General features: G+C 56.1%; 17 protein-coding genes and 3 pseudogenes. 13 read left to right on the top strand and 7 right to left on the bottom strand.

The features are described from left to right. The 3 genes and pseudogenes from F591_RS32475 to F591_RS0124630 form a co-directional block, all read left to right on the top strand. Nucleotides 1-219: pseudogene (locus F591_RS32475) on the top strand (group II intron reverse transcriptase/maturase); the annotation flags it as partial. 664 nt (nucleotides 220-883) lie between these two features. Continuing rightward, a pseudogene (uvrA, locus tag F591_RS0124635) lies at nucleotides 884-1,296 on the top strand (ABC-ATPase UvrA); the annotation flags it as partial. Between the two features lie 118 nt (nucleotides 1,297-1,414). Further along, complete coding sequence (locus tag F591_RS0124630) at nucleotides 1,415-3,217, top strand: ABC transporter ATP-binding protein (protein WP_019537262.1); 1,803 nt, start codon at nucleotides 1,415-1,417, stop codon at nucleotides 3,215-3,217. A 110-nt stretch (nucleotides 3,218-3,327) separates the two neighbouring features. On the opposite strand, the gene F591_RS0124625 is transcribed toward F591_RS0124630, so the two are convergent. Then, entirely contained in the window at nucleotides 3,328-3,507 is a 180-nt protein-coding gene (locus tag F591_RS0124625; protein ID WP_019537261.1) for a YoaP domain-containing protein, read from the bottom strand. Nucleotides 3,508-3,611: 104 nt separating this feature from the next. Here F591_RS0124625 and F591_RS0124620 point away from each other — a divergent pair, with 104 nt between their 5' ends. From F591_RS0124620 to F591_RS0124595, 6 genes are all read left to right on the top strand, one after another. Continuing rightward, nucleotides 3,612-3,911, top strand: a complete 300-nt coding sequence (locus F591_RS0124620) for a hypothetical protein (protein ID WP_019537260.1) — start codon at nucleotides 3,612-3,614, stop codon at nucleotides 3,909-3,911. Between the two features lie 225 nt (nucleotides 3,912-4,136). Further along, nucleotides 4,137-4,853 (top strand): lantibiotic protection ABC transporter ATP-binding protein, encoded by a 717-nt coding sequence (locus tag F591_RS0124615; protein ID WP_019537259.1) that lies wholly within the window; start codon nucleotides 4,137-4,139, stop codon nucleotides 4,851-4,853. Beyond that, a complete protein-coding gene (locus tag F591_RS0124610) occupies nucleotides 4,846-5,604 on the top strand; it encodes a lantibiotic immunity ABC transporter MutE/EpiE family permease subunit (protein WP_019537258.1) in 759 nt (252 codons plus the stop codon). The genes F591_RS0124615 and F591_RS0124610 overlap by 8 nt, the downstream gene beginning before the upstream one ends. Nucleotides 5,605-5,607: 3 nt before the next feature. Beyond that, entirely contained in the window at nucleotides 5,608-6,399 is a 792-nt protein-coding gene (locus F591_RS0124605; protein WP_019537257.1) for a lantibiotic immunity ABC transporter MutG family permease subunit, read from the top strand. 15 nt (nucleotides 6,400-6,414) lie between these two features. Next, nucleotides 6,415-7,128: a response regulator transcription factor gene (locus tag F591_RS0124600; protein ID WP_019537256.1), complete on the top strand. Its 714-nt coding sequence runs from the start codon at nucleotides 6,415-6,417 to the stop codon at nucleotides 7,126-7,128. Continuing rightward, the gene (locus F591_RS0124595; protein WP_019537255.1) at nucleotides 7,125-8,564 is read left to right on the top strand and encodes a sensor histidine kinase; all 1,440 of its coding nucleotides are present in this window, start codon (nucleotides 7,125-7,127) and stop codon (nucleotides 8,562-8,564) included. The genes F591_RS0124600 and F591_RS0124595 overlap by 4 nt, the downstream gene beginning before the upstream one ends. 754 nt (nucleotides 8,565-9,318) lie before the next feature. Here F591_RS0124595 and F591_RS0124585 read toward each other — a convergent pair. Then, the gene (locus F591_RS0124585; RefSeq protein WP_019537254.1) at nucleotides 9,319-10,776 is read right to left on the bottom strand and encodes an MDR family MFS transporter; all 1,458 of its coding nucleotides are present in this window, start codon (nucleotides 10,774-10,776) and stop codon (nucleotides 9,319-9,321) included. 348 nt (nucleotides 10,777-11,124) lie between these two features. Here F591_RS0124585 and F591_RS0124580 point away from each other — a divergent pair, with 348 nt between their 5' ends. After that, on the top strand, nucleotides 11,125-11,922 hold the full coding sequence (locus F591_RS0124580) for a helix-turn-helix domain-containing protein (protein WP_019537253.1): 798 nt from the start codon (nucleotides 11,125-11,127) through the stop codon (nucleotides 11,920-11,922). Between the two features lie 16 nt (nucleotides 11,923-11,938). Here F591_RS0124580 and F591_RS0124575 read toward each other — a convergent pair whose 3' ends face one another. The 5 genes from F591_RS0124575 to F591_RS0124560 all read right to left on the bottom strand — a co-directional run bounded on the left by F591_RS0124575 (nucleotide 11,939) and on the right by F591_RS0124560 (nucleotide 16,062). Beyond that, nucleotides 11,939-13,057, bottom strand: a complete 1,119-nt coding sequence (locus F591_RS0124575; protein WP_019537252.1) for a GerAB/ArcD/ProY family transporter — start codon at nucleotides 13,055-13,057, stop codon at nucleotides 11,939-11,941. A gap of 15 nt (nucleotides 13,058-13,072) precedes the next feature. After that, the gene (locus F591_RS29000; RefSeq protein WP_019537251.1) at nucleotides 13,073-13,300 is read right to left on the bottom strand and encodes a hypothetical protein; all 228 of its coding nucleotides are present in this window, start codon (nucleotides 13,298-13,300) and stop codon (nucleotides 13,073-13,075) included. Between the two features lie 2 nt (nucleotides 13,301-13,302). Beyond that, nucleotides 13,303-14,079, bottom strand: a complete 777-nt coding sequence (locus tag F591_RS33140; protein ID WP_245581127.1) for a Ger(x)C family spore germination protein — start codon at nucleotides 14,077-14,079, stop codon at nucleotides 13,303-13,305. Continuing rightward, complete coding sequence (locus F591_RS33135) at nucleotides 13,982-14,521, bottom strand: Ger(x)C family spore germination protein (RefSeq protein WP_245581126.1); 540 nt, start codon at nucleotides 14,519-14,521, stop codon at nucleotides 13,982-13,984. The genes F591_RS33140 and F591_RS33135 overlap by 98 nt, the downstream gene beginning before the upstream one ends. A gap of 125 nt (nucleotides 14,522-14,646) precedes the next feature. Beyond that, the gene (locus F591_RS0124560) at nucleotides 14,647-16,062 is read right to left on the bottom strand and encodes a spore germination protein (RefSeq protein WP_019537250.1); all 1,416 of its coding nucleotides are present in this window, start codon (nucleotides 16,060-16,062) and stop codon (nucleotides 14,647-14,649) included. A 185-nt stretch (nucleotides 16,063-16,247) separates the two neighbouring features. On the opposite strand from F591_RS0124560, the gene F591_RS0124555 reads away from it, so the two are divergent. The 3 genes and pseudogenes from F591_RS0124555 to F591_RS28990 all read left to right on the top strand — a co-directional run. Further along, complete coding sequence (locus F591_RS0124555; RefSeq protein ID WP_019537249.1) at nucleotides 16,248-16,658, top strand: VOC family protein; 411 nt, start codon at nucleotides 16,248-16,250, stop codon at nucleotides 16,656-16,658. Beyond that, the gene (locus F591_RS0124550) at nucleotides 16,655-17,122 is read left to right on the top strand and encodes an SRPBCC family protein (protein WP_019537248.1); all 468 of its coding nucleotides are present in this window, start codon (nucleotides 16,655-16,657) and stop codon (nucleotides 17,120-17,122) included. The genes F591_RS0124555 and F591_RS0124550 overlap by 4 nt, the downstream gene beginning before the upstream one ends. Nucleotides 17,123-17,444: 322 nt before the next feature. Then, nucleotides 17,445-17,743, top strand: a pseudogene (locus tag F591_RS28990) (IS110 family RNA-guided transposase); the annotation flags it as partial.

The raw sequence follows: 17,743 nt of genomic DNA, 5'->3' as shown, positions 1-17,743 counted from the left end.
TACTACGCGAGCATAGACCCGACCATGGCAAACCGATTCCTGACCAAAGTGGACTGGCATATCCGCAGAAGAATAAGTCTGTGGTGGAACAGAAAACACAAGAAGAGGAGAGCCAGTCAGGTAAATGTGTTCGAATTACTTCGGATGGCGGGTCTGAAAACCGTCGCAATTTGGGGCAAACGTACTGTCCAAGGTGAAGAACGTCGGAAAGCCGTATGAGGGAAAACTTCACGTACGGTTTGATGAGGAGGGGCTGGTACCCCCAGCCCTTCACTCTACAAAACGGAGGGATCAGCCCTATTTACAGCTCAATGTTGTAGAAAGTGCAACAATTCGGGCGCTGTTCCCGGGTTTGAAGCCAATCGAACCCAAATTGTTGTACAAAATACAACAATCCCCTTCCTATCCTATAGCGCGAGGAATGAGGAAAATGTTGCATTTTTTGCAGGATTCGCCGCCTCATGTGCCCGGGTAGGTCTGTATGAATCGCGGCCGGCGATCATCACCGGCATTCGCGGTCGGCGAAACGAGCTGCCGGGAATGGATTGCTCGCTGCTGGATCGCGGACAAAGACAGATTGCTCACTTCGCAAGCCTTCGCCTGGCGGTTGGCTTTAGCTAACGCTTGCCAGAGAGCTTATTTCACTCGAAACGCTCGATTTGAAATTGTATAGCAAGCGAGAAGCCTTATTTGGCAATTTTGGCTACCGGATTCAGCGTTTTGGGCAAAATAGTGCTACCCCGTTTCGTTACATTTCTACAAGGTTACGTTTCAGCAAAATAGCGTTTGTCACAAGTGTTAGAGATGATGGAGGGCTGATATTGTGTGGACGCCTCATCAAGCCCGTCGCCTGAAGCAGCCGATACAAGTTGTGGATGCCGCGCGTCTGGCCGAGGACGGACTCGGCTACTTGAAATGGGGCCGGTCCGCCGGCACCTTGTCGGGCAGCAAAGAGGACAGCGAATCAAGCTGGCCAAGGAGCTTTGAGCAGGCCGTCCAGGCAGCATACGCTTTATTTGCTCGACGTGCCGTCGACCGGCCTTCATCCGGGCGACGTCAAGCGGCTGCTCGTTCTGCTGCACCGGTTGGTTGATGCGGGAAATACCGTCATTTTGGTGGAACATCATCTCGGGCTGATTCGTAATACTGATTGGGCGATCGATTCAGGGCCCGAAGGAGGGGAAGCGGGAGAAGCTGTCGTTGCCGCCGGAACGCCGGAAGGAGGTCGCAGCGGTCGGTGCGTCGTATACGGGAGCTTTTTTACGTAAAGACAGGGAAGCTTGGTTCGGGGAATAGCCGTATGTTGGCGAACGAATCTTTCATTGACTGGCGCGTTATCCGCGGTCCATGAACCGATGGGCGAACGGGCCGAAGGAGACCGCTACATTTTTCGGAAGAAAAAAGGGGGATTGGCATGACAGTATCGCAAAAAGGCGGAACGAATATGCCTATGCCGGAGGAAGAAGGAAAAGCGCCGTTGCAAAAGGCTACGATCCGCTATTTGATATTTGTGCTGCGCATGAGCGGCATCCCGAAGCTGCTGATCGCCGCAGCGATCGCGCTCAGTCTGGTCGCTTCGGTGCTCGGGCTGGTCGTGCCGCTGATGACCGGCAATCTGATTGACAATTTCGGCGGCGGGTCGTTCCAAGCCGGGACGATCGCGCTGTTGATCGGCGTATTCGTCGTGCAGGCGATAACGAGCGGCGTCTCTTATTTTATGCTGGCGCATGCCGGCAACAAGATGGTGAGCAAGCTCCGCAAGCAGCTGTGGAGCCGGGTGCTGTCGCTGCCCGTCCCGTTCTTCGACAAGCACCGCTCGGCCGATACGATGAGCCGGATTACGAATGATACGAACGAGATTAAGACACTGATCACCGATCATCTGATCTCGTTCTGCTCGAATTTGCTGACGGTGATCGGGGCGGTGGCCATTCTGTTTTATATCGATTGGCAAATGACGCTGGTGATTCTGGTCGCCGTTCCGCTGTCGTTTGCGATCATCATGCCGATCGGCGACAAAATGTTCAAAATTTCGCTCAGCATGCAGGAGGAGCTGGCGAAGCTGGCCGTTCAGCTGACTCAAGTCATCGGCGAAATCCGGCTGGTCAAAGCGTCGAATGCCGAGCGGAGAGAGGAGCTTGGCGGACAGGCTCATATCGACAGCCTGTACCGGTTCGGGATCAAAGAGGCGAAAATCAACGCGATTCTTGCGCCGCTCATGACGATGGCGATGATCGTGCTGCTTGTCGTCATTATCGGCTATGGCGGGCTGCGCGTCTCGTCGGGCGCCTTGAGTGCCGGGGAGCTCGTGTCGTTCATCCTGCTGCTGTTCCAGATCATGTTCCCGTTCAGCCAGTTCGCCACCTTCTATTCGCATTTGCAAAAGGTGATGGGGGCGACGGAGCGGCTGCGGCTGATTCTGGAGATGGCCCCCGAGAGTGATGCGCCCGACCTTCCGGCACCAAGCGGGCTGAAGGATGTAACGTTTAAGAACGTGACGTTTTCCTATCATCCGGGGGAGCCTATTCTGCAGAACGTCGACCTGACGATCCCCGCCCGCAAGGTGACGGCGCTCGTCGGTCCGAGCGGCAGCGGCAAGACGACGGTGTTCTCGCTGCTGGAACGCTTCTATTTGCCCGACTCCGGCTGCATTCGATATGGGGACGAGCCGATTGAAAGCTTCTCGCTTGCGGCTTGGAGACGGAAGATCGGCTATGTCTCGCAAGACAGTCCGCTCATGACCGGATCGATTCGGCAAAATATCGTCTACGGCCGGGAAGACGAAGTGAGCGAGGAGGAGATCGTCCAGGCGAGCACGCTGGCGTATGCCCACGACTTTATTAGCTCGCTGCCGCGGGGCTACGATACCGATGTCGGGGAGCGGGGCATTCAGCTGTCGGGAGGCCAGCGGCAGCGGATCGCGATCGCCCGGGCGCTGCTCCGCAAGCCCGATATTCTGCTGCTCGACGAAGCGACAGCCAGCCTGGACAGCAACTCCGAGCATGAGGTGCAGAAGGCGCTGGCGAATTTGATGGTCGACCGGACGACGATCGTTATCGCCCACCGGCTGTCGACGGTCGTCGAGGCGGACCAGATCGTCGTGCTGGAGTACGGCAGGGTGACTGGCATCGGCACGCACGAGCAGCTGCTGCAAACCCATCCGTCGTATGCGGAATGGGCGAGAAAGCAGTTTCAGACGGGAGAGGCCGCCCGGTGAAATTAGAACAAGTCAGCAAGCGGGCCCGCTGGCTTGTCCTGTAAGGGGCCCTTTCCTGCAGCCTGCTTATGCGGAGCAACGAAAGGAATGAAGCCGAATCATCCGGAAACTTACCTGGCTTCTTGAAGCAGCTTGAGCAGTTCTCTTTTGGTCATTGGGTGATAGGTCAGCAGCTTGCCGTTGTATATGACTTGAAAAGTGCCGTAAGCGGAAGGCGCGCCCTGCGCGTCCCGGCAGTGCGTCATCTGGCTGACGCGGATCTCGATGCCGAGCTCGCTCGCAGCCTTCATTCATCACAAGCGACAGAGCTCGGCAGGGCAGTTGCTTTTTATTTCCGGGCTGATTCGTTTATACTGATAGCAAGAATTAGCACGGGAGGGGGCCGAGTCAGCTCATGGATTGGATCGCGGTACAGCCGTATTACAAAGTGGAGCGGGAAATAACGGGCATTGAACAGCAGTCGGTCGTCAGCGAGCGCGCCATGTATTTGTACCCCGACAAAATTGTCACCTGGCGCAGGGAGTTTTCGCTTAACGATGTGTTCGATATGTCATTTCGCAGAATGGGCGCGGAGGGCGGAATATTGTACTTGCACACGAAGCGGGGTGTCTATTCGTACACGGTCAAAATCGGTCCGGACCCGTTCATGAAGGCGTATCGTGCGCTGCAGACCGATCAGCGGAACAAGCTTTGAGCGGAGGAGTAGTTTTTTCTTGAAGAGTATGGAAGATGAACGCGGCGCGGCAGTTGCGAAAGCTGTCCGTTCATACCGCTTGGCCTGTTTCGCGATGGGGCGAAGGGCCGGCGGTTTGTTTTTTTGGCTTGTACGCAGCGATCTTTATCGATTCTTTATAATTGCTTGATAAGCTCTCCAGCGTAGGGGGACGTTCTCCCGGAATACCGACAGAGGATGATAGCAATGAATGACATTTTACGCACGGTGAATTTGGAAAAACGCTTCGGCAAGCAAGCCGCCGTATCCGGCGTCTCGCTTCATGTCCGCGAGGGAACGGTGTACGGCTTGCTGGGGCCCAATGGAGCCGGCAAAACGACGACGCTGAAGATGATCGCTGGACTGCTGCGGCCTTCTTCCGGCGAAATCCGCATGAACGGCAAGCCATGGACCCGCGACTGCCTGGGCGAGATCGGAGCGCTGATCGAAGCTCCGGCGCTGTACGGCAACTTGACGGCACGCGAAAATTTGCTGGTCCACGCCCGCCTGCTGAAGCTGCCCGAGTCCGCGATTCGGAGCGCGCTTGAGACCGTCGACCTGACGAATACCGGCAGGAAAAAGGCATCCCAGTTCTCGCTGGGCATGCGGCAGAGGCTGGGCATCGCCATTGCGCTTGTGCATAGCCCGCGGCTGCTGATTTTGGATGAGCCGACGAACGGGCTCGATCCGCTCGGCATCCAGGAACTGCGCGAGCTGATCCGCTCCTTTCCGGCGCGGGGCATCACGGTGATCCTGTCGAGCCATATTTTGAGCGAAGTGGAGCAAACAGCCGACGATATCGGCATTATTAGCGAAGGGCGGCTGCTGTACGAGGGCGCGAACCGGCGCGGGACCGACCTGGAAGCTTTGTTTATGGAAGTCGTACGCGAGCGGCAAGCGGAAGGAGGAGCGCGCCATGCTTAACCTGCTTCAGGCCGAAGTCCTGAAATCGAGGCGCACCTTTGCCAGGAAGCTGGTCATCGGCGCCCCGCTATTTTTTGTTCTCTATGCCATCGCCGTCAAAATGCTGATGCCGGACGGTCAGCTCAGCACCTGGGAGGCGCTGCTGGCCATGGTGTTTAACTGGTGGTCGGTGCTGTTCGTGCCGCTTGGGACCGCGCTTCTGTGCGCGCTGACGGAAGCCCGGGAGCGAAAGTCGGGCGCCGAGCGCAGCCTGCGGGCGCGGCCGGTTTCGCCCCGTCTCCTGTGGCTGGCCAAGGCGGCTGTCCTGGCCGGGCATACGCTGCTATCCTCCGCGATGCTCGTCTTCTCGACGCTGCTTGCAGGGCTGCTCATCGCCGAAGGGCCGGCGCCTCTGGGCCGCATCCTCGTAGCGAGCGCAGCCGTCTGGGTGCTGTCGACAGCGCTGATACCGCTGCAGTTGCTGGCCGCGGCCTGGAAAGGGACGGCGCTCTCGCTCCTGCTCGGCCTGGCCGGCCTGTTCGCGGGCGTCCTGTCGGCGCCGAGGCCGCATTGGCTGGCGGTCCCGTGGAGCTGGCCGACCCGGGCGATGGCCCCGCTCATTGGGGTTCATCCGAACGGCGTTCCGCTGCCAGCCGGCGATCCGCTGTTCGACCGATCCGTCATTCCGCTTGCGATCGGGCTGGCACTCGCCTTTCTGGCCGTCTCCTTGCTGTTGACCGCCATATGTTACGCTCGCAGGGAGGTGCGCTAAACGATGACGCTGCTGCGTATTCTTCGCGCCGACTGGCTCATGACCAAACGCACCGGTTACCGGTGGCTCGTGTTCGGCGCGCCTCCGCTGGCCGCGGGCATCCTGCTGTGGTATTTCTCAGGCCGGTCGCCTGCGCCGGGCCTGGCGAACGCGATGTACGACGCGTTCTTTCAATTGGTCGCGGCGGCGCTGCCGCTGGCGGTCGGGCTGTTGGCCGGGCTGATCGCCATGCAGGAGGAGCAGGCCGGCCGCTTCGGCGCGCTTTTGGGCCGGCAGCAGCCCCGGGCGCTGAGCTTCGCGGGCAAGCTGCTGATGCTCGCGCTGCCGGTCGGCTGCGGCATCTTCGCTGCCGCGCTGCTGACGGTCTTCGGCATGGAGGCGCTGCTCGGCGTCGCCGGCGCCGATGCCTCTCTGTTTCTGACCGGCGCCGCTTACGCGACAGCGGGCTCGCTGGCGCTGTGCGCGCTGCACTTATGGCTCGCGCTGGCCTTCGGGATGGGCGCTTCGGCCGCTGTCGGCGGAGCGGGATTTCTCGTGGCCGCGATCATGGGCGCCACAGCGATTGGCGACCGGATCTGGATGTTCATCCCTTGGGCCTGGCCCGTCAGGCTGTCGCTGTATCCGCTGGTGGCGCGTCTACCGGAGTTTCGGCAGGGGCCGAAAGCCGCTCTTCTCGAGCGCTACGGACAGGAGGTTGACGGCGGGCTGCTGCTCGCCGCCGCTTTGTTTATCATCGTCTCGATCTTCGGTACAATATGGTTCATGAGATGGGAAGGACGCAAAGCTTACGAATAGATGGCGGAGGTTAGGATGAGTACGATTTTGATCGTAGACGACGAACGGGACATGGTGGAATTGCTGTCGGATGAGCTGACGGCCAAGGGGCACCGCGTGCTGGCTGCTTACGACGGGGAGCGTGGCATCGAGCTGGCACGCTCGCAGCCCGATTTGGTCATATTGGACATCATGATGCCGGGGCGGGACGGCTTCGACGTATGCCGGGCGATACGCGATACGGTAACGTGTCCGATCCTCTTCGTCAGCGCCAGACAGTCGGAAAACGATCGGGTCAAAGGCTTCTCGCTGGGAGGCGACGATTATATCGTGAAGCCCTTCGGCTTGCGGGAATTTCTCGCCCGCATTGAGGCTAACCTGCGAAGGGAGGAGCGGGCGAGACAGCGCGCCGGAGCCGGCGGCGAACAGAGCGGCGCGGAGACTCGGCTTCGCTTTCGCCATTTGCAGCTCGACCTTAAGGGAATGGCGGTCGCGGTACGCGGAGAGCCGGTCCCGCTCACCCGGAGGGAATACGAGATCGTCGAGCTGCTGGCACTGCACCCCGGGCAAGTTTTTTCCCGCGAGCAGATGTACGAGCGGATCTGGGGCTGGGATGCGGAGGGCGATTCCTCGACCGTCGTCGAGCATATTAAGAAAATTCGGGCCAAGCTGGCCGCAGCCGACCCGAGCGGAGAGTATATACAGACGGTTTGGGGCATCGGCTACAAATGGAATAAGGGGCAGCTATGAAGAAAATCGCTCATTGGTCGCTGAAATCGCAGTTTGTCCTTGGCTTTGCCCTGATCTTGCTGCTCAGTCTGCTGGCCACCGCGGCCACTTACGTGCTCGGAGCGCTGCTGTTTATCCGCTTGGAATACTCTAGCGTCTATCCGGCCAACTATTACGAAAAGCAGCTTCCTGACATTCGGGCGTACATCCGCCAGGAGAATACACGCCTGCTCGACCCGGCCGCGAAGGAGGCGCTGGAGCAGCAGGTGCCTGAAAGCGGGATTCTCTATCAGGTGGTTGACAGCGACGGGAATTATTTGTACGGCACCCTGCGTGAACCGGTCTTTGAGGGAAGACAGCAGCTGTATGACGGGCTGAATACGCTGACTGTCCACCGCGGTCGGTATGTGCTGACAGTGCCGATCGTCGATGCGGCCGGGCAAATTTCAGCGGCCGTGCTGCTGTCCTACATGCTGAGTCCAACCTATGCCGAAGGGCGGGAATGGTTGGCCGCCGTGTATGCTGCTGTGCTGCTGTCCCCGTTTTTTTACATCCTTCTGTTTACGCTGCTCTTCGCCAAAAAGCTTGCCCGTCGCATTAACGAGCCGCTCCGGATGCTGATGCAGGCGTCGCGCAAAATCGCGGGCAAAGATCTCGATTTTACGATCGACTACCGCGCCGATAATGAGCTGGGGCAGTTGTGCGCGGCGTTCGTTCAAATGCAGGGCGAGCTGCGCTCATCGCTGTCCGCGCAGTGGGAACTGGAGCGGGAGAAGACCGAAATGATCGAAGCGCTGGCCCATGATTTGAAAACGCCGATATCGATCATCTCGGGGTATGCCGAGGCGCTGCTCGAATCCGGGGCTTCCGAAGACAAGCGGCGCCGGTATTTGACGGTCATTCGCGACAACGCCCGCAAAAGCGCCGGACTCGTGCGCCAGCTGCAATACAGCGCCGAGCTGGAGAGCTTCGAAGGGCGGCTGCAGGTCTCGCCCCTCGAGCCCGCCGCCTGGACTGAGAAGCTGGTTAAACAGTTCGAGCCGGCGGCAGGCAGCAAGGAAATACGCATTTTCTTTCAACCGGAAGGGAGTCCGGGAACGTATCTGATTGATTCGGAGAAGCTGGAGCGCATTCTCGCCAATATTCTTTCCAACAGCATCTCGTATACTCCTGCCGGCGGCCGGATCGAAGTGGGGTTGAAAGCGTCCGGACGGCAGCTCTGCTTTCGGATTCGGGATACCGGTCCCGGGTTCGCGCCCGGGGAGGAGGACAAGGTGTTCGAGCGGTTTTACCGTGCTGACAAGGCGCGGGGGCAGGCGGAGGGCCATTCCGGGCTCGGTCTTTACATTGCCAGGCGGCTTGTCGAAAGCCACGGAGGGCAGATTCAAGCCGGCAATGCGGAGGGCGGCGGAGCCGTCGTGACGTTTACGATTGCCGCCGCCCGAGATGAGACTTGAATGAAAACAGCCCTTTTACGAAGTCGGCGGGCGAACCCGGTCATAAACTGCGGCTCACTCTCGGGTCGCAGCCAAGGCAATAGGCGGGAAATGCTCGCTTCGCAAGCCTTCGCTTGCTGTCTGGCTATAGCTAACGCTTGCCACAGAGCTTATTTCGCTCCAAATGATCGTTTTGGCATTCTAACGCTTGCGAGCAGCCTTATTCCGCATTTTTGGTTGCCAGAATCAGCGTTTCTGACCAAATAGCGCTACTTCGTTTCGTTACATTTTTAACAGGGCGCGTTTTATCAAAATAGCGTTTGTCGCAAGCGTTAGAGATGATAGGGTGATCCGAAAGGTTCCAGCCAGGTCCGCTTTTCGTTCTCGGCCGGCTTTTTGCATGCCGCGCTGGCACGATTGATGCTTTAAGTCCATGCCTTGCTTGCGGCTTGAGTAGTGGTAACGGCCTCCTAAAACGCGAAATCGCTTGTGACGTGACCCAAGTCATGGAGCGGTATTCTTAACGTCACGGCCTAATCTTGCCTGATCCGCCGATGAGAGCGCATGAGGGCTCGAATGGGAGGCACGCGGGATCGGCTCGACAGCGCCACAGCAGCCTGGGGCACGTGGCTCCAGCTGGGGCATGTGGCTCAAGTCTGAGGCATAGAACCCAGCCTAGGGCAAAGGCACCAGCCCGGACATATCTCAAGAAAAACGACCGCTAATAAAGCGGTCGCTCGTCCTTGCATGATTTTTACATAAGATTTAACAAAATTTACTCCTTCGGCGCATGCGTCCGCTTGATGAACAGGGCGAGCACAAAAGCGATCACAGCAAAGCCGAAGCCGAACAGAAACGCATTATGCACGCCAAGGACGGTAGCCTGGGCGATTTGATCTTTGGCTTCCGGATTCGGGGAGCTGGCCAGGAATCGGTTCTGACCCGAGGTCATAATGCCGATGAAGAACGCGACGCCAATCGCGCCGGCGACTTGCTGCAGCGTGTTCAGAATCGCGGTGCCGTGCGGATAGTACCGGGGCGGCAGCTGATTCAGGCCGTTCGTCTGCGTCGGCATCATGATCATCGAAATACAGATCATCATGACAATGTGCAGGACAAGAAAGACCGGCAGGGGCGTCGTCTCGTTCACCCGCGTAAAAATCCACATAATAACGGTCAGACAGGCCGTTCCGGGAATGACCATCGCTCTCGGGCCGAACTTGTCGAACAGCCGCCCCATAAGAGGCGAAATCAATCCGTTCAGCAGGCTGCCCGGAAGCAGCAGCAGTCCCGAAGCGAATACGGTAAGTCCCAGCGCGCCCTGAAACAGGAACGGCAGCAGGGCGATCGTCGAGAACAGGGTCATCATCATAATGATGAGCATAATCGTTGTAAGTGCGAACATCGGGAAGCGGAACGCCCTCAGATCCATCAGAGGCTCGCGAACCCGGAATTGCCGCAGCACGAACAGCAGCAGGGAAATGCCGCCGACGATTACCGTGCCGTAAACTTGCGGACTGGACCAGCCGGCATGTCCCTCGCCCGAACTGCTGAAGCCGTATACGAGGCCGCCGAAACCGATCGTGGACAGAATGATCGAGGTCCAGTCGACTTTAGGCCTGGTCGGCTCCGTCACATTTTTCAAGTAGATCGCAGCGAACGCGATGGAAAAGACGGCGAACGGCAGCACCAGGTAGAACAGCCAGCGCCAATCGAAATAATTCAGGATCAGCCCGGACAGCGTCGGTCCGATGGCCGGCGCGAACATGATCACCAGTCCGATCGTTCCCATCGCCGCCCCCCGTTTTTCCGGCGGGTACAGCACCAGAATCGTATTCATCATAACCGGCAGCAATAGCCCGGTTCCTGCCGCCTGCAGCACGCGGCCGAGCAGCAGAAAGGCAAATTGCGGCGCAGTGCCGCATACCAAGGTACCCACCGTGAACAGCGTCATCGCGCCGAGGAACATCTGTCTTGTCGTGAACCATTGCACGAGAAGCGCCGATGCAGGGACGAGGACGCCGACAACGAGCATATAGGCGGTTGCCAGCCATTGAAGCGTTGTAGGCGAGACGTTCAGCTCGAGCACGAGCTCGGGAAACGCGATGTTCAGCAATGTTTCGTTCAAAATCGAGAAAAAAGCCCCGATAAGCAGCGAGATCAGAATCGGAAGTCGCTTGACTTCCCCGATCTCGCGGGGGGCCGAAGTAGCAGCAGCTCCAGCGGTATTCACGTTTCTCTCCTCCTTTATCTATACCTTGGTATTATATTCGAATCGGTTTCCGGTATCAATTCGAACATTTCGGTATAGTTTCGGTATAATTGTTCTTTCCGGTGAACCGTTCCATTATAAATGGACAATGTTGACAGCGTGCTGTCATCTTTCGGACAGGCGCGTGCCCCGGCAAACCGGACAAAAATCATTTTGTAAAATAAAAGTAAACGGTTCCCTCCTCAAAAAGAATGTGATATGATATACGCGAACGATTGTTCTGGGTTCGTGTTGATCATTTTAGCGGATGGAACGGCTTTTGACAATCCTGCGCGAAGCATAAAGTTACGGATGGAGGACGTTAATCCAATGATGGCAGACCGCTATTCCGAAATCGATGAAGTGATCAAGTATATTCACCAAAATATTTACGAGCCGCTTCCGCTGTCGCGATTGGCCCGGTACGCGGCATACAGTCCTTATCATTTCACTCGCATCTTTAAGGAAAGAACCGGTCTGAGCCCATTGTATTACGTATCGGCAATGCGGCTGCAGAGGGCCAAGGACCTGCTGCTGCACACGAATTTGAGCGTCCGCGACATCGCGCTGGAGATCGGTCAGCAAAGCCTGGGCACCTTCACGACCCGGTTCACCGAACGGGTCGGCGTCACGCCGGCCGTCTTTCGGGGGCAGTCGCAGCAGGCGGACGACGCGCTTCGCTCCCTGCAGCGGCTCGGCGACTGGGGCAGGCCGGCGGCTTCCATAAGCAGCGGCGTCGTCGCAGGATGCATGCGGGCAGAAATTCCTTTTGAAGGCATCATCTTCGTCGGGCTGTTCGCCAAGCCGATTCCCGAACGGCTGCCTTTATATGGCACGGTGCTTTCCTCGCTTGGGGAATTTTGTTTTACGGGGGTCAAGCCGGGTGTCTATTACCTGATGGCCACATCGGTTTCCTGGGATATGAAAGCGACGGATTTCATGCTTCCTTATACCACGCTGCGTACCCGGTCGAAGAAGCCGATCATCGTCGGGCCGCAGCATGCCGTGCCGTACCAGGAAGCGATGCTTCACCTTCCTCGGGTGGACGATCCGCCGATCCTGATTTCCCTTCCCTTGCTGATGCAGCGGTTTCTCAGCCGCTCGCGACGGCACACGGACAAACGGTAACCTGCCGGTTGGGCCGTCAATCGCTGCTTGCCTGGACGCTTGCGCTTTGACGATTGACCCGGCTTTTGAAGCAGCCCATTAACCACAGCAGGAGCGGGAAGGCGATTCCGTAACAGGCGGCATAGTAAGGCCAGATGCGGAACATCTCGAACAAGAACGAAGTATCCGGCCATATCGAGCGGGCCATAACAAGCGCGATGACCATCAGCGGAACGAGCAGGGCGGAAGGGTTCTGCAGCCGCACAACATCGGCGGTTACGTGCACGGTGATATACATCAGCAGGACTAGCCGGTAAAAGATCGAAATATACCAGAAAATCGTGACGGCGATTTCGAACCGTTCGATAAAATCGGCGATGCTGATCGTCCGCACGACAAAATAGCTGGCATACGTTAAATTCGACATGGCTTCTTGTCCGAGCACCGCGGTCGTATTCACGAACATAATCAAGTACATGGCCCCGCTGATCAGAATGCTCCATACGACAGACCTCTTCCATAGATCCGGGTTTTTCATGCGATTCTTCAAGAACAAAAACAGCACCGTTTCCATAAACGGAAAAGCAAAGATAGGAAACGAGCCGCGGATAACAGGCTTCCAGCCGTATTCAAGCATGGGAAGCAGATTGTTATAATCGAGCTTCGATACCAGTGCAAACGTCACAAGCGCATACAGCAGCGGGATAACGAAGAACAAGATTTCGACGGATCGCCCGATGACTGCGGCGCCGGAGCGGATGGCATAATAGACGGCGACGAACATGAATGTATAGATCGCTTCGCTCGGCGTCTCCGGCATCATCGTCGTTTGAATAAAGTCGTCCAAATGCCTGAGCGTGATCACCAAGTTCAGGTAAGGGACAAGCAGCACGAACGCAATGGCGGCAAGTCCGCCAACCCGCCGCCCGAATAGGGTCTGAAGATGAATGGCCATCGACTTCCCCTGCATCTGCTTGGAGATGGCAATATACATCGGAACTAGCGCCATTTGAAACCCGATGGCCAGGAGCACCGACAGCCAGACGTCCTGCTTCGCTGTGGCGGCCAGCACCGAAGGGAGCAGCAAAAATCCGTTCCCGATCAAGTATAAAATAAACCACAGCGTAGCCTGCCGGCCCGTAAACATTTCATTCATCAGCAGAACCTCCGATTACGATAACAGTTTCTCGATCCATCGACTGGCCGGTTGAAACAGCGCTTGGATCGCATACAGAGGGCTGGGCAAAGGGACGCCGAACAAAAATAAGAGGCCCGCTCCGAAGCCGATGGCGGTCAGGAAGGCGTTGGCACCCATGTCGCGGTATTGCTTAAGCCGCTTCTGCCGGCGGATCTCGATGAAGAATACAAGCAGCAGGATGGCAAGAATGACGATGAGCAACGTTATTGCTCCTCCTGTTTGACATGATCGTCTGTCGGGTTAATCATGCGGCCGAAATGCAGCAGCCGATATTTCTGCTCGATCTCGACAGGGAGCTTCTGAAACTGCCGATTCCAGTCGTCTTTCCACTGATGCCACTGCTTCGGATATTTCCGGTGAAACGCTTCGCCGAATCCGAATATGTCTGACGCGTACTGCTTCTGCACTCGTTGTATTCCATTTAGCAGCCGACTTTTCGTTAACTTCATGACGGCCTGTTCCAAGTCGTTGAAGGTCTCTTGATTCTTCAAATCGGCTGCGCACGCCACCTCCGCAATATTGCCTTCCGTATCCGCAACGAGGCGAATGCGAGGCTCCCCGTCGACAATGCGGGGCTCGATCTTTATTTTCGACTTGGTGACCTCCACGACGAAATTACCCGGCGCATGAGGACACGGCACGGTGAGCACCGTACTGTAGATATGGTTTGTGATATAATTATAGGCTTTGCTTTCAGTATCATTTAACCAACCGACGAGGCGGTCGTCCCGGAACACGCCGATGCCGGTATATTGATAAATCTCATACGGATCAGGCCGCCTTGCATTATCCGGCAGCCCCCCTTTTTCCCGATTTCCGGTCAAGGTCAGTCCGGTTAATACAGGATCAACGCCTTTTTTTAACAGCATTTTCATCAGTTCCTTAGCGCTGACGGATGCGGTGGGGGCCCACGTTTTTTGCGAGGCGCGCAATGACTTGTACAATTCCATTCCGGGCAGCACCTCGGTAGGTGTGATCATTGCGAGCACTTCTTTGGCCTTGCGATTCTTGACGACGGCCACGTGAAAATCGGGCCTTGACCTCATGATCCCGCAACATCAGATCGAGCGTCCTTCGGATTCCCGCCCTGGCGACGTTTTCGTCGAACAGCAGCAAGTGCAGATGAGAGCCGTACATTCTGCGCGACGCCTTGGTCGTGATCTTGCGAATCGCCTCGAACAACGTCGGCGCGCGCTCCGAATAGACGGTTGTCGGCGACCGTTCCGTTTTTCGGTTGCGCCCCATTTGGGAAGGGTCGACCGTCTGCAAGCTGATTTCGTATTGGTCGCCGACCTGATCGATGCCCATGGCCAGCACAACGGACAGCTCGTTCAGCTCGCGCCGGTTCCAGCAGCCGCTGGCAGCAATGGCGAGCATGATCCATAGCAGCAAGGACAGCAGCCGTTTTCCGTTTCTGTTCATCGCTAATTTCCCCCATCCGGACAGGTTTAGTTCGCATTCCGCCGCGATCCATCCTGATCATTTGATGATGACCGTCAGCAAATTTTCAGTACCGAAGGTGACGACCGATGACGAAGGTTCGTTCGTCATCGGCGTCCGTAAGGAAACCGGAGGATCGCGTCGCGCTCCTTGCTTGCGTTGAACGGCGCGACCGGGCTCGTGTAAGGTACGCCGAACGAATGCAAACTGCATAGATGGATAATGAGCAGGATCATGCCGATCGTCAGCCCGTAGATGCCGAACACGGCAGCCAAACCCATGAAAATAAATCGCAGCAGGCGTATGGCAATCGACATGGAATAAGAAGGGATCACAAAGCTTGAGATGGCCGTGATGGAGACGACGATGACCATCACCGCCGATACGATGCTCGCCTCGACGGCAGCTTGACCGATGACGATCGTACCGACAATCGAAACGGCCTGACCGATGGTCCGAGGCATGCGAATTCCTGCTTCCCGCAATATTTCGAAGGTAACCTCCATAATGAGCGCTTCCACAAATGCCGGGAACGGAACGCCTTCCCGCTGCGCCGCAAGATTTAGCAGCAGAACGGTTGGAAACATATCCTGGTGGAATGTCGTTAACGCGATATAGATAGCAGGTGCCAGCAAACAGATGAATAAGGCGATATACCTCAATATGCGGATGAAATTGCTGTATAAATACGATTGATAATAGTCCTCTGCCGATTGGATAAAGTCGACGAAGAGCGCCGGTGCGAGCAGGACGAAAGGGGTCCCGTCAATAAAGATGGCGATCTTGCCTTCCATAATGCCTGCGGCAATCGAATCGGGCCGATCGGTATTGTAGAACAGCGGGAAAATCGTCTGAATCTTGCCCTCGCGAAGATTTTCCTCCAGGTATTCTCCTTCAAGCACCCGGTTTTCCCGGATGCGGTTTAGCTTCTCCAGCGTTTGCCGCACCATCTCATCGTTCGCGACGCCTTGAATGTACATAATCGCCACGTCCGTTTTGGTCTCGGCGCCTACCTGCACCGTCGTTAACCGCAGCCGAATATCCTTGATTCTGCGGCGGACTAACGTCGTATTCGTGCGAATCGTTTCGGTAAACGAATCCTGCGGCCCGCGAATGACCGTCTGCAGCTTCGGCTCCGTAATATCGCGATCTTCCCATCCCGGCATAGCGACCGAGATGCCTTCCTCAGCTCCGTCCAGGACGACCAGCACGCTGCCGGACAAAACCCGCTGCAAACCGTCCTCAATACTGAAGACAAAACTGACCTCGCCCGCATTCAGAATGCAGTCCTTCAATTCGCTCAGGGAAAACTCATCCCCGTGCCGCCGCTCTTGCAGCGGAGCGAGCAAATGATCCTGCAGCGTCGGCTTGTCGATCATCCCGTCCAAATAAAACAGCACGGCGCGCTTGCTGCAGGAAATCGCAATTTCGCGGACGACAAAATCGGTGCTCTCTCCCATGAGCAACCGAATATGCTCGATATTCGTCTGCAGCTGCGGCGCAAACGGCGTTTCTCGAGTCATGTCCATTCCCCCCTCAGAATGCAGTATCTCCCAAACGAAAAAGGTTATGTATCGTACGCTAAGTGATGCCGCTTCCTGGCAAGGACCGCAATCGAGAAGAAATCGGAAAGCGGGTAATATGGTAGCATAATCAATGTAAGCCACCGTGAGACTCTCGATAATCTTTTGACAAAGGGGAATTTAAGATGGGATATCAATCCAAACAAATTTTCGTCAATTTGCCCGTAAAGGACCTCAATCGCTCGATCGACTTCTTTTCCAGGCTCGGGTTTGATTTCAATCCGCAATTTACCGACGAGAATGCCACCTGCATGATCATTGGGGAAAATATTTATGCGATGCTGCTGATCGAGCCCTTTTTCAAGGGCTTCATCAAAACCGAAATCGCCGATGCGACCAAAAGCACGGAAGTACTTGTCGGATTGTCGGCTGCGAGCCGGGAGGAGGTCGACGAATTGATCCGGAAAGTGCAGGCTGCCGGCGGCAAGGCGTACGATCCGGTCGATCACGGCTTCATGTACAGCTGCAGCTTCCAGGATTTGGACGGTCATATTTGGGAGCTCATATACATGGACGAAAGCGCGGTTCAGGGATGACAACGCTGAGTCATATCCCCGTTGTTAAAGCGGGAATGCTCATTAGAAAACCTGTTGAAGAGGTTTTTGAGGCTTTTGCCAACCCGGCGATAACGACAAAATTTTGGTTCACAAAAAGCAGCGGCAGATTGGAAGCGGGCCGTCGTGTCAAATGGGATTGGGAGATGTATGGCGTTTCCGATGACGTTTATGTCAAAGAACTCGAAGAAAACAAGCGGATCCGCATCGAATGGTCGGACAGCACCGAGACCGAGTGGATATTTACTCCCCGAGCGGATAACGAAACCTTTGTTGCGATTACAAGCTCGGGCTATACTGGAAACGGAGATGAGATCGTAACTAGAGCCGTTGACGATATGGGAGGATACACGATGGTGCTCTGCGGGCTAAAGGCGTTGCTTGAACATAACATCGTCTTGAATCTTGTAGCGGATAAAGCTCCCGACGCCAACGTTGACCGTTAATCATCGGCATTTCGCTGTGACTCCGCCTTATCGATTTCCGTTAGAGAGATTATCAACCGTGACCCAATGAATCCGCACTTGCTGCGGATTTTTGTTTTGAATAGACTAGCAGATCGAAGACCGGATCGTCCGAATCCAGTCCAGCCTAATCTTCCAAGCAAAATAAGAATGAAGAATGATCTTATTTCTCCCAAAATGGCCCAATGAGCTCTGATAAGTTAACATGAACGTAAAACAGCTCCGTATTTGCTAGCGATCGTAGGTTAAAAATGTGAGTGTAGGACACATTTTCAGAGCTACTAAGCAAAAGGAGCTGTTACTTATGAAGTATGCCACAAAATTCATTGGTTTAGATGTATCGAAAGAAAAAATTGCTGTAGCGGTGGCAGATAGCGGTCGAGAAGCCCCTCGTTATCTTGGAGCTATTCCTCACAAACCTGAGGCAATTCGGAAATTAATTAAACAGTTGGGAGATCCGAGCACCCTTTCGTTTTGTTATGAAGCCGGGCCGACCGGGTACGAATTGTACCGCTGGATTCAATCGATGGGGGCAGCTTGTGAAGTCATCGCGCCTTCCCTTATTCCGAAACGGGCAGGCGATCAGGTAAAAACAGACCGTAG

Source organism: Paenibacillus ginsengihumi DSM 21568 (genome assembly GCF_000380965.1).
Lineage (GTDB): Bacteria > Bacillota > Bacilli > Paenibacillales > NBRC-103111 > Paenibacillus_G > Paenibacillus_G ginsengihumi.
The sequence above is the reverse complement of the archived record's forward strand: the minus strand, read 5'-3'. Positions and strand labels throughout refer to the sequence as shown.

Coding starts and splice junctions, on each gene's coding strand:
- F591_RS0124605 (WP_019537257.1), top strand. CDS start 5,608: ATGACGCTGCTGCGTATTCTTCGCGCCGACTGGCTCATGACCAAACGC.
- F591_RS0124625 (WP_019537261.1), bottom strand. CDS start 3,507: ATGAAGGCTGCGAGCGAGCTCGGCATCGAGATCCGCGTCAGCCAGATG.
- F591_RS0124555 (WP_019537249.1), top strand. CDS start 16,248: ATGGGATATCAATCCAAACAAATTTTCGTCAATTTGCCCGTAAAGGAC.
- F591_RS0124615 (WP_019537259.1), top strand. CDS start 4,137: ATGAATGACATTTTACGCACGGTGAATTTGGAAAAACGCTTCGGCAAG.
- F591_RS0124575 (WP_019537252.1), bottom strand. CDS start 13,057: ATGAATGAAATGTTTACGGGCCGGCAGGCTACGCTGTGGTTTATTTTA.
- F591_RS0124550 (WP_019537248.1), top strand. CDS start 16,655: ATGACAACGCTGAGTCATATCCCCGTTGTTAAAGCGGGAATGCTCATT.
- F591_RS0124630 (WP_019537262.1), top strand. CDS start 1,415: ATGACAGTATCGCAAAAAGGCGGAACGAATATGCCTATGCCGGAGGAA.
- F591_RS33140 (WP_245581127.1), bottom strand. CDS start 14,079: ATGATCACACCTACCGAGGTGCTGCCCGGAATGGAATTGTACAAGTCA.
- F591_RS0124620 (WP_019537260.1), top strand. CDS start 3,612: ATGGATTGGATCGCGGTACAGCCGTATTACAAAGTGGAGCGGGAAATA.
- F591_RS0124560 (WP_019537250.1), bottom strand. CDS start 16,062: ATGACTCGAGAAACGCCGTTTGCGCCGCAGCTGCAGACGAATATCGAG.
- F591_RS0124600 (WP_019537256.1), top strand. CDS start 6,415: ATGAGTACGATTTTGATCGTAGACGACGAACGGGACATGGTGGAATTG.
- F591_RS0124610 (WP_019537258.1), top strand. CDS start 4,846: ATGCTTAACCTGCTTCAGGCCGAAGTCCTGAAATCGAGGCGCACCTTT.
- F591_RS33135 (WP_245581126.1), bottom strand. CDS start 14,521: ATGAACAGAAACGGAAAACGGCTGCTGTCCTTGCTGCTATGGATCATG.
- F591_RS0124595 (WP_019537255.1), top strand. CDS start 7,125: ATGAAGAAAATCGCTCATTGGTCGCTGAAATCGCAGTTTGTCCTTGGC.
- F591_RS0124580 (WP_019537253.1), top strand. CDS start 11,125: ATGATGGCAGACCGCTATTCCGAAATCGATGAAGTGATCAAGTATATT.